We start from the raw sequence: 13,785 nt of genomic DNA on the forward strand, positions 1-13,785 counted from the left end.
CAGCGAGTTGCGCTTCGTAGACCTGCCGCTCGGCCGCCGCACGGGCATAGGCCACTTCCAGGCTGTCAGCCCCCCATCTGGCCGTCAGCTCGACGATGCGGGCCTCCTGCTGATGCTGCGCCAGCATCTGGTCGGCGGCGGTCCGCGCGGCAGCGATGCGCGCAGCCTCGGCCAGTGCCTGGCGTATCGCCTCCTGCCCACGCATCTGCTGGGCCTGCAAGCTGTCTCGCCCGATGCCCAGTTCGCGGATCTTCGCCTCGACCGCTGCATTCGCCTGACGCGCCTCTTCGGCACGGACTTCGGCAGACTGCTCGCCATAAGCAAGCTTCAGGCGCGCCAGCTCTACTTCCTCGCGTCCCGCCGCCAGCAGATCGCGGGCGTCCTGAAACCCCTTGCCCGGGTCGCTCGGCTTGGCGACATCGACAACGGTCGGGCCACCCATCCGGGTGTTTTCGGTGCCTGTGGCGCGGGCGAGGTCAATGGCCTGACGCTGCGCTTGTGCCTGCGCCGCGACGATCCGCTCAATCGCGCTTTCGGTCGCAATCAGGGAATCGTAATAGGTCAACTGGGCGGCGTTCATCTGGTCGATTCCGCCAGCCGCGGCGACCAACTGCTGCTCCAGCCGACGGACCACTTCAAGCTGGGAGGACGGGCCCTCTGCTGTCTGAAGTGCTTTCAGTTCGCGCTGGAATGCGGCAACCGGGGCTGAAGCAACCTTGGAGGGTCTATCGCGGCGATAGGCATCAACGCCCAGCAGATCGGCGATTTCTTGCGAGCCGGTGTTGAAATAATCACCGGAAAGTTCACCCCTCAGCGATTGAAAGGTCTGCCGCAAATCCAGCAAAGACCGGGTCTGCGCCAACGCGGTCAGATTGCGCTGCATCTCGACCAGCACCGGGTTGATCGCGCCGAAGTCGGAAACGATATCTGCTGCGGTGCGCTTCGACTGGCTCCCGAACTCCCGAACAGAGCCGGTCATGTCGGTGACCGCGTCTTCAGCCGACTTCGCCTCGGAACCCATCGACATCAGCGACTGCACCGCGAATGCGCCAAGTGCAATCGCCCCCATGGTGACCAGGGACATCGGGCTGACCATGCCCATCAGCGCAGACCGGATCGCGGGGCCAAGGGCCTGCCCTTCCTTGCGCATCATCCCGAAGACCTGGCTGACCTGAGTGCCCTGCTGGATCGCCAGCATCATCGGGTTCTGGCCAGCAGCCATCATCATGAAGATGTCGTTCGCCTGGAAACCGAGGTTGGCCAGATGGGAATTTGCAGCTTGAGCCGATTGCCCGAGCTGCCGCAGCCCCGGCGCCATGGCTTGCGCCGCCCGCTCCCGGGCCTGGGATGCACCAATCGCGGAGAGTGCCCCCATACGCTCGGCTTCGGCGATGTCGCGCAGCTCCATCTCATAGCGCTGAGAGGCAGCAAAGAGCGGATCATATTTGGCCCGCACCTGATCGAGGACGGACTGATAGAGCCGGGCCTCGTCGGTCGCTTGCCGGAAATCCGCCGCGATTTCGTCGATCCCGAGCGAGGCATCGCCAAGAGCGGCAAGCGTGCCCAGAAACGTCGAAGGGCCGATCCGCGACATGGAGGCGCCCAGCTTGCCGACCACCGCGTCAAGGGACTGCGTGGCTGTGACCGCGCGCAGAAAGTCGCGTGTCGTCGCCTCACTGGCCTCTCCGGCGGCGGTGATGCCTGCGCCGCCGGTCCTCGCAACCTGACCGGCCTTGGCCACGGCAGCGCCAAGCTGATCCGTCTCGCCGCGCAGCCCGGCAATGGCAGAGCGCGCCCGACCGGTATCGGCCTCAAACAGCATGCTGACGCGCAGGTTACCGGCCACGGGCGTTAAGCTCCTCTATTGCCCCGGATTCGATGTCGCGAACCTCGGCCCACAGGCCGGGGGTCATCTCGATGCCCGCCAGATCAAGCCCGGCGCGGGCGGCGGTGTAGTCGAGGCCGAGCCACAAGAGCCGGGTCGCCTCGAGGCTGGAGAGCGCCTGCGTCCGCCACTGGCCCGACACCGCGCACCAGGCGGTCCATGCGGGCAGATGGTCGGCCCAGAGACCCTCGTCTTCCGCCGCCTCTTCCAGTTGCAGCACGAGCCTCATCCGGGCGGCGTCCTCCTTGGCGCGGGAAAGGTCGCGGCTTCCGCCACGGTCGCCGCGCGCCCAGACCCGCCCGGCGGCGGTCAGTTTCCCCGCTTGGCGCCCATGAGTTGGGCCTGATAGGTGTCGATCACCGCGCGGCGGACAAAGAGATCGCTCAGCACCATGGTCATCGCCTCGGGGCTGAAGATCAGCGGCACCTCTTCACCGTCGCGGTCATCGGTCAGCCCATCCCAGCCGATCAGCACAGCTTTCAAAAAGGCATCCTGCCCGGCCGTGTCCAACAACTTGTGTTCGGCGATCTCAGGCACCGACAGAGCCCGAAACGTCGCCGTGAAGCTCTGGGTTTCGACGGCACCGTCATCAGCCGGGAAATCGACGGTGACCTTGGCTTTGAACTGGCGGTTTTTGACGATCTTCATGGTGCGGACTCCGGTCAGGTAAAGGCGATGGTGAACTGGTCGTTGCCCGAGGTGGGCACGGGCACGAACTTCAGCGGCCATTCGGTGATGCCGTCCTGTTCGGCCAGCCCGGTGGGGCGCTGCACCTGTGCGGCAGGAACCGACAACGTGCAGATCTTGCCCGCCCCGGTGCCGTGGATCAGGCTGATGGCCTGCGCGGTACCGGCAGCGGCAAGGCTGAACGGGTTGTAGGTCGCCAGCGGCACCGCCTCGATCTGCATGTCGATCATCTCGCTGCGATCGGTGATCAGGATGCTTTCCGACCGGACCAGCATGCGCGGCGTCACCTTGTTGCCGGCATCCAGGGAGAAGGACCGCAGGACAGCGGCCACGGCGCCGATGGTAAAGGTCGGCGTATTGGCGCTGCTCGCCACCTGGGGCATCTGGGTCAGCTGGGTGCCGTAGGTCGCCGTCGGCATGGCCAGCGCAGCGGGCTGGGTGAAGAGCCCGGTGAACTCGAACTCCAGATAGACCACGCCCTGGGCGGACATGACGTATTTGAAGGTGCCGCGGGCGCCTTTGAACAGATAGTTCGTGCCGTCATTCACGAAGTAGATCGTGCAGCTTTCATGGGCCGACGAGACCGGGTTGTAGGTGACCGACGTCGCTGCGACGATGGTTTCGGCCATGGCGCAGGACCGCAGCAGCACCCCGATGGCCGGGACGGTGCCCGCTGTGCCGGAGCCTTTGACCTCGACCTTGAAGCTGATCTTGGCATGCAACCCCGCCGCGATGGTGGGACGGGCGCCCATATAGGGCCGCTCGAACCCGCGGGTGACGTCCTGCCCCTCCATCGGCATGACGCGCACGTCCTCCGCCAGAATGGCATTGGCGGCGCCGGTGGGCGTCGGGTCGGTCCCGTAGACCGTTTCGATCTTGGCCAGCAGGGCCTGCAAGCGCCAGAAACTCGGCATTTACGCCTCCTTTGCAGGGGCTTTGACCGCCCCTTTGACAGTGGGTTTCACGGGCTCGTCGGAGGCCGCATCGGGTGCCGGGGCAGCGGCGGACTGCAGCTGCCCATCCGGCTGGCGGATGTAGCTGCCGCCCGCCTGGGGCAGCGGGTGGGTGGTCATGGCGAAATCCTCAGTTGGTCAGGCAGGCTGAAATCCAGTTCGTAGATCGCCACGCCGCGCGCAAAACTGGCGAGAACGACTCGCTGCAAGGCGAAGACCCCGGAAGTATTGGCTGGGGTCCATCCGCAGATCGCGGCGGCAAGCTGATCGATCAGGCCGCCGGCCTCGTCGAGAACTTGCGCGCCGTTTGGATCATGAGTGCGCAGTGACAGGATCAAGGCGAATTGCCGCTCGATCATCTGACGATAGGCCGAGGCCGCCGTGGCAGCTCTGGGTGCGCCCGCGATTCCGATCGGAAGAACGTGGACGCAGGGTGTCAGGGTCGGCACGCTGTCCGCTTTCATCAGCGCCGCCAGAGCGGCCGCACCATAGACCCGGCCCTGCAGTGCCGGAACCGCCTCGGAGACCCGGGTGATGATTGCCGGGATCATTGGAGTCTTTCCAGCAGGCTGGGGAAGTGGATCGCAGCAAGATTGTGGATGTCGGTCTCTTCATCGCGCGAGATGCCGAGATAGGGACGCGCCGGAATGTCGCCCCAGGGCGAGAGGACAGTCATCTGCCGTCCACGCTTGTCCTCGCCGATCCAGATGCCCAGCGATCCGACGGCAGCGCCCATCTGGTGGACGGCTGCGTAAGGCACATTCGTGCCGACCAGGACGTGATCCGGGGCGGCCCAGGCATTGATGCTGGTCCGCAAAATACCTGACAGGACCAATGTGCGGCCACCATCCTCGGTCGCGCGCTTGCTGGGGACCCACGGGGTGCCGTCCGGGCTGACATTGGTCGAACCGATACGCTGAACCGCACCGTTCACCAGCACCCGTCCAACCGCATCCATGAAAGTGGTCATGTCGGTCAGGCCCGTGACCAGCGCGCCGAGGCCAGCCTGAAGCGCCGCGTCTTCCAGTCCGACGGTGAAGATCACGCCGCTCATCAGAACCCCCGCAGCGAGTCGCGGGTCAACTGCCGGTCGGCGCCATCCGTCATGGCCACACCGGGCGTGGTGATCTCCGGCGCCAGCGCCCCGCCATCACCCAGGGCGGCATCGCCACGCGACACCGATTTCAGGAAGGCGATGGCATCATCGCGCAGGCTTTTGCGCGCCTCCATGCTGTGGCCGATGTTCACATAAAGCCGGTGCAGGGCGAGGTCGCGGCAGATGGTCTTCAGAATGCGCGGAGGATCGGCCTGGATGCGGGCAAGGTCGGTCACAGCCTTGGCGATGTAGCTGTCGATCTCTGCCGAGGCGTCATCCAGGGCTGATTGAATGCGCACATCATCGACCGCGCCAAGCCCGTCGTCGAGATCGGTCAGCGCAACCAGGTCTCGACGGGGAATGCTGGCAGTGAACTCGGCGATGGTGGCGTAGGACATATCGGCCTCTGGTTCGGTTTGGTGGGGGGCCATCCTCCCCCCTGGCTGCCGGGTCCAGGGCGCGGGTTCGCCCCTGGCTTGGCACGATCGGGGCTGCGGCAGCTTCCCCTGGTATCTGGTTGCGGGAGCAGGACTTGAACCTGCGGCCTCCGGATTATGAGTCCGGCGCTCTGCCGACTGAGCTACCCCGCCGGAATTCAGGCTTCGGGCACGGCGATGCTGAAGCGGGGATCACCACGCAGGATTGCAATGTCGTCGTCCGTCAACTCGCCTGCGGGCACCTCGGTCGGGCCGGACGGCCAGCGACGGCCCAGCCGACGGCGGCCACCTTCGGCCAGACAGGTCACGACAATCCGCGCCTCACCGGGGCCACCAGCGCCGGTGGCACCATCGGCCGGATCGACGTTTCCCAGGGCATCCTTGTCGGCGGGGAGGATCGTCTCCTCCCCGCCCTGCGCCGCCGCTTGACCTTCGGTCGGCGCTTCCGGAGGGGCGGCCGGTATTCCGGCGGCATTTTCCCCCTCGGTATTCTGGTGGGCCAGATTCTGATGGGCCAGTGTCGTGGTCGCCTTTCGGGCCATGGTCATTCTCCTGTCGGCTTATCGTCGGGGGCGGGCCTGCCGCCCCCTCGGGAAACCGACCGCAGGGCGGTCAGGTCAGAGGGTCAGGCGGGTTTCGACATGCAGATCAGCGGTGTTGCGCCACTTGTTGGTGGCGCCGTTCGCGTCACGTTCGTTCAGCAGGATGTCGCGGGCGGCTCCCTCGAGCGACGGCGGCACGACCAGCAGCTTCGGCTTCAGGTTCAGCTTGCGACCGCGGTGACCGCGCATCGACATCATCGCCGCCCGGGCCAGCGCATAGTTCGCCGCGTTCAGCGTCTGCCGCGAGGCAAAGACCAGTTGCCAGGCGCCGAAGCCAGCCGCGCAACGCCGCTTGGCACCCCAGACATATTCATCCTGGTTGAAGACGTTGTCGTCGGTCAGGTTGGTCTTGGGCGTGATCCGGGCCTTCTCGCGGTCCTGGAAGATCATCGGCTTGATCGGGCGGCTGTCGTCGATCAGATACCAGGCCGCGCCCGATCCACCCTGGAAGTTCGACACCGACACCTCGGCACCCGCTTCGTTCTCGACCGGGTGATCGGTGTCGAAAAAGAACTGGCCGTCGTAATGGGTGGTGGTGAAGCCCTTTTCCAGATGCTCCCAGACCAGATCGTCGGGCAGTTCGGCAGCCACCTGCCCCATGTCGGAGACGATGGGCGTGTAGATGCCATATTGATCGTCGGCCACATCATCGACCGGAACCGCGACGGTCTTTTCAAACTTGCGGTTGGTGATGACGAAACCGTCGGTTTCCAGCCGCTCGACATAGCGCTCGCCGATCCACTCCCGCATCGGCCCAAGTTCCGAAAGTTTGGGATAGGCCTGATGCCGCGAGGTCGAATTGACCGTCATGGCGATGCGGCCATAGGTCGTTTCAACACCCGTAAGGCGGACGTTGAAGGCGGTGTTGAAGGCGATGTTCAGGGCTGCCAGGGAGGCCTGGGTGATGTCCATTGCGGATCTCCGATCAGAGGATTTCGACGACGACGCCTTCGGGCGTCACGTCCAGGCACTTGCCCGCCACGATGGTGCTGGTCGCGGACGACCCAACCGTCGTGTCATCGACGACATAGACCGAGGTGCCGATATGGGCGCGGGTGACGGCGTTGGTGCCGTCGTTGCGGAAGAGGAAAACCCCGCGCTCGATGTCGACGAAGACGTCACCGGCGGCGCCGGTGCTGTTGTTGGCCTCGGCCAGCGCCACGCCACGGACCCGCGTCGCTGTGGTCACGGCCTTGACGGCATAGCCCGAGCCATTCAGCGCCACCATGGCGCCTGCAAAGATCCGCATGGTGGCCGCGACCGGGTCGCGGAACCGTTTGCCTTCGCCAACGCGGGTACGCGGAGCGTTCTGGGTCAGTGCGGTCATGGTTCAGCCCTCCTGCATCGCGGCGCGGGTTTTCACGAAGTCGGACTCGGCCAGGCCCATTTTCGAGGCGACCTGCCGTTCCAGCGCCGACAGCCCGTCACCCGACGCTTTCGGCGGCTGCTTGCCAGCAAGCTGACGCCGCCCGATTTCGACACGGACCGGGGCGACCTTTGCCCAGGCTTCGAACTCGGACAGGTCCTTCGAGGCGAGCTGGGTGGCCCAGCCTTCAAGATCCGGCGTCAGCTTGCCGTCATCCCGCGCCTTCTCCAGCGCGGCCTCGACCTTGCCGGAGGTCACGTCCTTCTGGAGCGAGGCGAGCTGGGTCTGAAGCGCGTCGAACGACGATTTCGGCACGAAGGCCGAGGGATCGACGGCCGAACCGGCCAGCCGCGCGCAGATCTGCGTCACGGCATCGGCGCCCGTCACCTTCGCAGCCGCCCGGATCGAGGCCAGCTGGGTTTCTGCCGTGGCGAGCGCGGTCACGCGCGCCACGATGTCATCGGGCTTGTCGGCCGGCAGGCCGAGGGCACCCGCGATCTGTTCGATCGGGTTCATCAGGGTTTCCTTCGAGGCAAGTTGACGGAGTTGGGGCAAGGCTGGGTTGTTGATCAGGCCAGCACCTTCGATGAGAACGACCTGACCATCGGGCCGGTTGCGGAAGACCGGCGAGACGAAGCGATAGGCGAGGCTTTCCAGCGCCTGCCGACCGTCGGCCGTCCATTCAACCGACGCCATGATGCGGTCGCCCTCGACCTCCATGGCGGTGATCCATCCGGCGGCGCGGCTGTCGGCCGAGCCCTGACCGGCAAAGCTGCGATGATCGAAGTCGATCGGCAGCACATTGCCGGCGGCAAGCCGAAAGCTGTCGGCAATCACCGCCGCCGGATTGTCCAGGGCGAAGGCAGGGCGGCCGTCAGCAGTCCGAAACTTGCCGACCGGGATCAGTTCGATCCGGTCGGCAGGCGCGGTAGGCAAGAGGGCGTTGCCGCAGATATTTCGGATGGTGTTGGTCATGACAGCTTACTGCCAGACCTGGACGTTCAAGGGCCGTGGGATACTGTTTGGGGGGTGACCGGCCGCGCGCTGGCGGGTGCAGGCGATGCCTTAACCGCAGATACCCTTCAAAACCGCCGGAGCGCGTTCAAAAACGGCCATGGCGGGTTTTCGTGAGGGTTGCAGCATCGGAAACAATCAGGGCGCCTCAGCGGGCGTCTTATGCGACCGCTCTTCCAGCAGCCGCACCATGTCTTCGGCCTCTGCCATCGCTTCGGCACGACGGAACAAGTCGCGAGGCTGCGCCCGCAGCCATTCAAGCTCGCGGCGCCAGGCTGCGAGGTCGAGCAGGTCGGGAGTCGGACGCAGGACGATGGTCACGATAGCCTCTCAATCAGATCGGCGTAGCGGGCAAACAACTGCCGCAACCGATCCGTCACGCTGTAATGGTAGTGGATCACCCCCCGCTTCTCAAGGAAAAGGCCAAGCGCGTGCTGCGAAACCTGCATCCGGTCCTCTGGTGACAGATGAGCCAGATCGGGCTGGCGCAGCGCGTTGACCGCGAAATCGCGTATCTGATTGCGCAGGGGCTCGCGGCCGACGACTGCGCGCCAGATCGACCCACCTGGGGAGATGGCCGTAATCGCGCGGATCTGCGGATGCTGAAGCAAGCCGATGTCTTCGCGCGACAGCCCGGTTTCGGTCAAATGGCTGTGCAGAATCGTGGCACGCGCGGGCAAGCCACCGATCACAGCCAGCTCATCGACTGACACGAAGTCGGGCCGTTCCGGTGTGGCATCGGACATGGCGATGCCTTCGCCCTCCGCGTCCGCGATGATCAGTGTCTCGCGCCCGATGCCTAGGCGACGCAGGCGCAGGCTCTGCAGGTGCCCTCGCTCCACGGCACGCCGTTCGGTTGGCAGATCAGGCATGACTTCTACGGCGCGGCGTTCGATGTCGAGCCAGACCGCCCCCGGGTTGGTATCGAAGCCGGGGTGAATGCCGCGCGGGATCATGTGGACCTCACCGGAGCGGGCGTGGGTCCATTCCTCTTCCTCCAGATCCAGCGCCTCGTCCGGGGTCCGGCTGTTGCGGCGCATCCAGCCCTCGGTGCGCTGGATCACGAGACAGCCGCAGAAATAGCCGTTGGGCGGATAGATGCGCAGCCAGACGGGGTCATCGACCCGCCAGATCCTGTCGTGGAACCGGGTATGGGAATGGCGCTTGGTCGCCCGCTCGATCTGGATGTAGTGCAGGTAAGGAAACGCCTGCTTGGTGCGCTGGATCGCGGCCCAGTGGCCAGCGGCATGGGCCGTGCGCATGTTGGTATCAAAAATCACCCGCAGCCGGTGCATCGAGCCGAGTTGGACTTCCTTCAGCTCGCCCGTCACCGGGTCTTCCATCATCTCCTTGCCCCACCAACCCATTTCCTTCAGGCGGGGAGCAAGCTCTGCCTGGAACTGCTGGAGGGTCCGCCCATCGGCGAGGGTGCGATCGATCTCGGCCCGGATCGCGCGGGACACGTCATCGCGCATCGCCTTTGCCACGACCCAGTTGCGGGCGTGATCTTCACGCCAATGGTCCAGATGGTCGAAACGCTGCAATTCATGCGCAAAGCCCTTCGACCGGAAATATTCGATGGCCTCGCGATGCGGCAGCGGCTTCAGTTCGGTCCTCGCCATGGTCACTCCCGGATATTGGCGCCGACCTGTCCGGCCATCAGCGCGCCGAAGGTGGCGCCGGTCAGCAGCTCTTGCAGAGGCCCGGGTGGCCCGGCCCGGAATGCCTCCAGGATGTCGTTCACCTCATCTAATTCGCGCGCGCGCGCGAGGGCTTCAATCAGATCGCCGATCTCGGCCTCCACCGCGCGCTGCATCCCGCCCTCCCGGATCAGCGTGTCGATCAGCCCGTCGATGCTGTCGCGGGCCGGATCGAGGCGGGAGGCGACCTGCCGGGTGGCCTTGGGCGGTGTGGGGTCGGGCGGGAGCGGCCCCGGCGGCACGTCCACCGGAGGCGGTTCGGGCGCGGGCGGTGCCAGCACCTCTTCACCATCCTCGGGCTCGCGCAGGGCGAATACCTCGCGGACCTGCGCCACGGCGATCTTAAGCCCGGCCTTGGGGCCTTTCTCCATAAGGTCCATCATCAGCTTCGGGTCCACGGATTCCGGCGGCGGGAAGCTGATCGTGGGCAAGGCGACGGTGTCCGGGAAATGCAGCCGCTTCAGCGCACCGGCCAGATCGCGCTGAAGCGTGGCGGCCAGCTGCTCTGCATCGGCATCGCGGATGTCGTCGCGGACCTTTTCGTGGATATTGCCGACGGCATGGCCACCGGCGATGGCGTCGGTGGTGGCCACCTGACCGAGGACACCCTTGGAAAGCTGTTCGTCCCAATAGCGGGCGTTGCCCTCATACATCTTGTCTGCGCCCGTGGTGCCAGAGGTGATCACCTCCAGATCCATGTCTTTCGGAATGATCGCCGCCATGTCGACGCCAATCTGGCGCGCAGCCCGCAGAAGGGTCCGACGATCCTCCGGCGAAGAAGAGGTACCGTACTTGCCGAGGCGCAGCGGATGACCATAGGCCTCGAGGAAGATGGCCCAGTCCTTCAGCGTGTAATTCTTGAACAGGTAGGCCCATCCAGCGAGCCGTGCGAGACCGCCCCGGATCGCCAAACCCGATTTCGCCTTGGCCATATGAATGATGTATTTGTTCAGGCTCAGAGGCTGGGGCCCGGCATTGTCCCGCAGATAGAGATATGCCGCATTCTCCCGGTCGAACTCGAACCAACGCGGATCGACCAGTTCCATGCCGCTGATCTTGAGGCCTTTGCCATCGCGCTCCCAGAGGATTTCGGTCACGGAATAAGCCTTGCCGAGAGCATCCATCATATCGATCAGGCTGGTGCGGACGGCGGCAGAGGTCAGCGCGGCCCGGGTCATGTCGGCCAGTTCGTTGGCCGCGGCACTGGTGTCACCGGGGGCAACCTGCACGTCCAGAGACCGGATCGCTCGCTTGCGGACGCCCAGGACCGCAGCGTAATGCAGATCCTTCTCTTCCATCTGTTCAGCGAACTCGAGATAGGCGGTGGCATCTCCGATCTCGGACTCGCGCAGGATCGCGGCCAGCCGCGGCGGCGTCAGACCCTCTGCCGGATGACCTGACTGGATGGAACGGATCGAGCCAAGCGCGGGCACCGCCTCGCGTTCAAGCAGTTGCGACTGAGGCACCCGCTTCAGCGGCCGCCCGAATTGATCCACCAGCATCACCATGCCCCTCCATCGCCCCAGCGGCCGGAGCCGCCCTTGTCCTCGTCATCATCCTGATCGGGGTCGGCCCAGCGGCTGCGGGTGCCGGGCACCCCCTGATAGCCGAAGCTCTCCGGCCCGAGGTCAGCAGCTGTAACGGCCAGCGCCAGCGCCCAGAAACGGTCGGCGTGGCCGTCGCTGTCGCCGTCCGCGACCAGACGCCGGATGCCGGTCACCCCAACCTGCGACTTGATCGAATGCAGATCGGCGCGCAGCAGCGGATCACCAGCCGGGATGCGGGTCTTGCGGTCCTGCATCGACTCCTTCAGGCCCGTGGCCATGTCGAGCTTGGAGGCTGTGCTGAAGAGGACGCCTTGCACCCGTTCTGATCCGTGACGGGCCTTGGCATCCTCGACCGGCTTTTCGCCCATGCCGGTCTGGTCCATCGCCACCCGCACCACTCGGTAACGCCGCATGACGTCATCGAGCAGCCGATCCTGTTCGGCAAAGCTGATGCGCTTTTTGGCGATGATCTCGCGCACCATCAGCACTTCGCCGACCAGTTCCGAAACCACGATGACGAAGAGGTCGTTGCGCGCGGCGATATCGACACCGACAAAGCACATGCCGCCCTTATAGCCACCCGGATCGCCCGCCTCGGTATGCTCGCAGGCCGAAATCAGATCATAGTCGAGCCAGGCCGAAGCCTCATCCAGCCAGGCGAGTTCGAATTCCTGCGCCCACTTGTCCTGATCGGCCATGCCGCGCCGCAACTCGTCGATGTTGACATCGAGCCCCTGCTTCACCGCCTCATAAATATCGACATGATGCTTCGACCAGCCGTTTTCGGCGGTGGTCATCAGCTCGTAGAATTTGTTGCCCTTGCCGTTCGGGGTGCTGATCACCCGGATTTTGTGGTTGCCGCGCGCCGCCACCGGAAGGGCCGAGCCCCAGATCGCCCGGCTGTCCTTGTGGAAGGCGAATTCGTCCAGCAGCAGGTTGCCGCCAAAACCCCGCGCGGAATCGGGGCTGGCCGAAAGGGCCACCACACGCGAACCGCCGGGGAAATGCACCTCATGGGTCTTGTAACTGGCCGCAGGCACATCGACCCTGAAGGTCTCGCCGCCTTGTTCCACCTCGCGCTGATAGGCCGGAACCCGGAATTCATCCTCGACGAACTGCGGTTGCCCCCGGTTTGAAAGGCCCTTCAACACCGCGTAATAGGCCCGCGTCATCGGCTTCAGGGCATCCTCCAGCGCTTCCTTGGCGGTGGCCTCGGACCGCGAGAGAATCGTCCAGCGGATTTTCCGCTGCTCGATCTCTGCCCGGGTGCAATCGTCAACGATCTCGCCGCAGGAGCCGAAGGTCTTGCCGCCGCGCCGGGTGAACATGCCGATCTTGAAGCGGCTGGCATCCGTGATCCATGCCTTCTGGTAAGGCAAAAACTTGATGATTGGGCTGTCAGGAACGGCAGCGCTCATTGCATGAAATCCTGGAAGGCATCTCCGGCTTCGCGTTTGCAGCGTGACCACAGGCGATCAAGGGCCGAGGCGCATTTGCCTTTGCGGCCAGCGCGATGAAACACGCGTCGGGTCGCATCGGGAACCCGGGACCAATGCCGACCGCAAATCCACTCACCACCGCTATTTCGACGGGTCGTGCGGTGACAGCCGGGAACACAGCAATTTATGTGGAAAGCGGTCATGCTGACTGGATCAGGTTACTGCGCCGCAGCGGTGATCGCCGCGAATAGTTGCCGGTCGCCCGCCGCGACCTTCTGCGTCACGGCAACGAAGCTGCGGACACCATAGGTCCAGGCCCAGCTGGTCTTGCCGCCCGGCAACATGATCTTCTGCTTTTCAGACAGGTAGAGCGGCCCGCCATTGAAGGTGAGATCGTCAATGTCCCGATCCCACAGCTCCCCCAAAGTCCAGCCTTGACCCAGAAGGGCCTGCACATCGGCGGCATCCGACTTGCGCACTAGAAGCACTGCATGGATTTCACCCATCTCGGCCGATGCATTCGCCAGTTCGACCGGATCATTCACGGCGCGGGCCGAGGCCCATTCATCCCCGTCGCCATCCTCGCCTGTCTCGATCCGGACGATGGTGCGCCAGAAGAGATCGGACCCCGAACCGATGCCATCGACCAGGACGGCCGAGCCGGGGCCGAGGTCGGAGAGTTCATCGAAGCCCGAGCGGGGCGGGAAGATCAGCAGCGCAAATTCGGTGCCATAGGACGCGACGGCCTTCGTCTGGCAACCCTCGAGCGAGCGGGCATAGATGGCATCGATCTGAAGGATGCCCATCTGCGCACGACCGGCGCAGACCGCGAGCGAGATTTCGTCGGACCCGGCGAAATTGACCACGGCGGCTTCGACACCGCGCTGTTCAATGCGCTGTTCGATTTGCAGTGCCCGCCGGTCATAGCCGCCGCCCGGCTTGCCAGCCGCGATGGTCAGGGGTTCAGCCAAGGCCAGGACGGGGGCCAGCAGCGCGATGGCAAAGCAAAGGGTGAGAGGAAGCCAGGAAAGAAGGTGGAAGGCGCGATTTCGAAGCATG

Annotated in this window: 17 protein-coding genes and 1 tRNA gene; all 18 read right to left on the minus strand. The window is 64.9% G+C overall.

The window, feature by feature from the left end; genetic code table 11:
• Positions 1 to 1,846: phage tail length tape measure family protein (locus V7Q39_RS05830; RefSeq protein WP_333815624.1), on the minus strand; the 1,846-nt coding region annotated here is incomplete at its 3' end.
• Entirely contained in the window at positions 1,836 to 2,114 is a 279-nt protein-coding gene (locus V7Q39_RS05835; RefSeq protein ID WP_333815625.1) for a DUF1799 domain-containing protein, read from the minus strand. The genes V7Q39_RS05835 and V7Q39_RS05830, both read right to left, overlap by 11 nt.
• An 80-nt stretch (positions 2,115 to 2,194) precedes the next feature.
• Entirely contained in the window at positions 2,195 to 2,533 is a 339-nt protein-coding gene (locus V7Q39_RS05840) for a hypothetical protein (protein WP_333815626.1), read from the minus strand.
• Between the two features lie 14 nt (positions 2,534 to 2,547).
• Positions 2,548 to 3,486 (minus strand): phage tail tube protein, encoded by a 939-nt coding sequence (locus V7Q39_RS05845; protein ID WP_333815627.1) that lies wholly within the window; start codon positions 3,484 to 3,486, stop codon positions 2,548 to 2,550.
• The gene (locus V7Q39_RS05850) at positions 3,487 to 3,645 is read right to left on the minus strand and encodes a hypothetical protein (protein WP_333815628.1); all 159 of its coding nucleotides are present in this window, start codon (positions 3,643 to 3,645) and stop codon (positions 3,487 to 3,489) included. It abuts the gene before it with no gap.
• Positions 3,642 to 4,076, minus strand: a complete 435-nt coding sequence (locus V7Q39_RS05855; RefSeq protein ID WP_333815629.1) for a phage tail terminator protein — start codon at positions 4,074 to 4,076, stop codon at positions 3,642 to 3,644. The genes V7Q39_RS05850 and V7Q39_RS05855 overlap by 4 nt, the downstream gene beginning before the upstream one ends.
• Complete coding sequence (locus V7Q39_RS05860; protein ID WP_333815630.1) at positions 4,073 to 4,579, minus strand: phage virion morphogenesis protein; 507 nt, start codon at positions 4,577 to 4,579, stop codon at positions 4,073 to 4,075. Before V7Q39_RS05860 ends, V7Q39_RS05855 begins: the two co-directional genes overlap by 4 nt.
• The gene (locus V7Q39_RS05865) at positions 4,579 to 5,052 is read right to left on the minus strand and encodes a gp436 family protein (protein ID WP_333815631.1); all 474 of its coding nucleotides are present in this window, start codon (positions 5,050 to 5,052) and stop codon (positions 4,579 to 4,581) included. Before V7Q39_RS05865 ends, V7Q39_RS05860 begins: the two co-directional genes overlap by 1 nt.
• Positions 5,053 to 5,135: 83 nt before the next feature.
• Positions 5,136 to 5,211: transfer RNA gene (locus V7Q39_RS05870), tRNA-Met, on the minus strand.
• Positions 5,212 to 5,216: 5 nt separating this feature from the next.
• On the minus strand, positions 5,217 to 5,600 hold the full coding sequence (locus V7Q39_RS05875; RefSeq protein WP_333815632.1) for a hypothetical protein: 384 nt from the start codon (positions 5,598 to 5,600) through the stop codon (positions 5,217 to 5,219).
• A 75-nt stretch (positions 5,601 to 5,675) separates the two neighbouring features.
• Positions 5,676 to 6,572: a Mu-like prophage major head subunit gpT family protein gene (locus tag V7Q39_RS05880; protein ID WP_333815633.1), complete on the minus strand. Its 897-nt coding sequence runs from the start codon at positions 6,570 to 6,572 to the stop codon at positions 5,676 to 5,678.
• 13 nt (positions 6,573 to 6,585) lie between these two features.
• Positions 6,586 to 6,987 carry a hypothetical protein gene (locus V7Q39_RS05885; RefSeq protein WP_333815634.1) on the minus strand — a complete coding sequence of 134 codons (402 nt, stop codon included), beginning with the start codon at positions 6,985 to 6,987 and terminating at the stop codon, positions 6,586 to 6,588.
• A 3-nt stretch (positions 6,988 to 6,990) separates the two neighbouring features.
• Positions 6,991 to 8,001: a phage protease gene (locus V7Q39_RS05890; RefSeq protein WP_333815635.1), complete on the minus strand. Its 1,011-nt coding sequence runs from the start codon at positions 7,999 to 8,001 to the stop codon at positions 6,991 to 6,993.
• 177 nt (positions 8,002 to 8,178) lie between these two features.
• Positions 8,179 to 8,361, minus strand: coding sequence for a hypothetical protein (locus tag V7Q39_RS05895; RefSeq protein WP_333815636.1), 183 nt, complete (start codon positions 8,359 to 8,361; stop codon positions 8,179 to 8,181).
• Positions 8,358 to 9,584: a phage head morphogenesis protein gene (locus V7Q39_RS05900; protein WP_333815637.1), complete on the minus strand. Its 1,227-nt coding sequence runs from the start codon at positions 9,582 to 9,584 to the stop codon at positions 8,358 to 8,360. The genes V7Q39_RS05895 and V7Q39_RS05900 overlap by 4 nt, the downstream gene beginning before the upstream one ends.
• Before the next feature lie 80 nt (positions 9,585 to 9,664).
• A complete protein-coding gene (locus V7Q39_RS05905; RefSeq protein ID WP_333815638.1) occupies positions 9,665 to 11,242 on the minus strand; it encodes a DUF935 domain-containing protein in 1,578 nt (525 codons plus the stop codon).
• The gene (locus V7Q39_RS05910; RefSeq protein ID WP_333815639.1) at positions 11,242 to 12,705 is read right to left on the minus strand and encodes a phage terminase large subunit family protein; all 1,464 of its coding nucleotides are present in this window, start codon (positions 12,703 to 12,705) and stop codon (positions 11,242 to 11,244) included. The genes V7Q39_RS05905 and V7Q39_RS05910 overlap by 1 nt, the downstream gene beginning before the upstream one ends.
• Positions 12,706 to 12,944: 239 nt before the next feature.
• Positions 12,945 to 13,784 carry a hypothetical protein gene (locus V7Q39_RS05915; RefSeq protein WP_333815640.1) on the minus strand — a complete coding sequence of 280 codons (840 nt, stop codon included), beginning with the start codon at positions 13,782 to 13,784 and terminating at the stop codon, positions 12,945 to 12,947.
• Position 13,785 lies beyond the last annotated feature (1 nt).

Origin of the sequence: Tabrizicola sp., assembly GCF_036781545.1 — a bacterium.
In the GTDB taxonomy this organism is placed as follows: domain Bacteria; phylum Pseudomonadota; class Alphaproteobacteria; order Rhodobacterales; family Rhodobacteraceae; genus Tabrizicola.

What these genes read in the sequence shown, in the direction of transcription:
- V7Q39_RS05915 (WP_333815640.1), bottom strand. Translation starts at nt 13,784, where the DNA reads ATGCTTCGAAATCGCGCCTTCCACCTTCTTTCCTGGCTTCCTCTCACC.
- V7Q39_RS05850 (WP_333815628.1), bottom strand. Translation starts at nt 3,645, where the DNA reads ATGACCACCCACCCGCTGCCCCAGGCGGGCGGCAGCTACATCCGCCAG.
- V7Q39_RS05890 (WP_333815635.1), bottom strand. Translation starts at nt 8,001, where the DNA reads ATGACCAACACCATCCGAAATATCTGCGGCAACGCCCTCTTGCCTACC.
- V7Q39_RS05835 (WP_333815625.1), bottom strand. Translation starts at nt 2,114, where the DNA reads ATGAGGCTCGTGCTGCAACTGGAAGAGGCGGCGGAAGACGAGGGTCTC.
- V7Q39_RS05910 (WP_333815639.1), bottom strand. Translation starts at nt 12,705, where the DNA reads ATGAGCGCTGCCGTTCCTGACAGCCCAATCATCAAGTTTTTGCCTTAC.
- V7Q39_RS05875 (WP_333815632.1), bottom strand. Translation starts at nt 5,600, where the DNA reads ATGGCCCGAAAGGCGACCACGACACTGGCCCATCAGAATCTGGCCCAC.
- V7Q39_RS05885 (WP_333815634.1), bottom strand. Translation starts at nt 6,987, where the DNA reads ATGACCGCACTGACCCAGAACGCTCCGCGTACCCGCGTTGGCGAAGGC.
- V7Q39_RS05905 (WP_333815638.1), bottom strand. Translation starts at nt 11,242, where the DNA reads ATGCTGGTGGATCAATTCGGGCGGCCGCTGAAGCGGGTGCCTCAGTCG.
- V7Q39_RS05845 (WP_333815627.1), bottom strand. Translation starts at nt 3,486, where the DNA reads ATGCCGAGTTTCTGGCGCTTGCAGGCCCTGCTGGCCAAGATCGAAACG.
- V7Q39_RS05865 (WP_333815631.1), bottom strand. Translation starts at nt 5,052, where the DNA reads ATGGCCCCCCACCAAACCGAACCAGAGGCCGATATGTCCTACGCCACC.
- V7Q39_RS05840 (WP_333815626.1), bottom strand. Translation starts at nt 2,533, where the DNA reads ATGAAGATCGTCAAAAACCGCCAGTTCAAAGCCAAGGTCACCGTCGAT.
- V7Q39_RS05855 (WP_333815629.1), bottom strand. Translation starts at nt 4,076, where the DNA reads ATGATCCCGGCAATCATCACCCGGGTCTCCGAGGCGGTTCCGGCACTG.
- V7Q39_RS05860 (WP_333815630.1), bottom strand. Translation starts at nt 4,579, where the DNA reads ATGAGCGGCGTGATCTTCACCGTCGGACTGGAAGACGCGGCGCTTCAG.
- V7Q39_RS05880 (WP_333815633.1), bottom strand. Translation starts at nt 6,572, where the DNA reads ATGGACATCACCCAGGCCTCCCTGGCAGCCCTGAACATCGCCTTCAAC.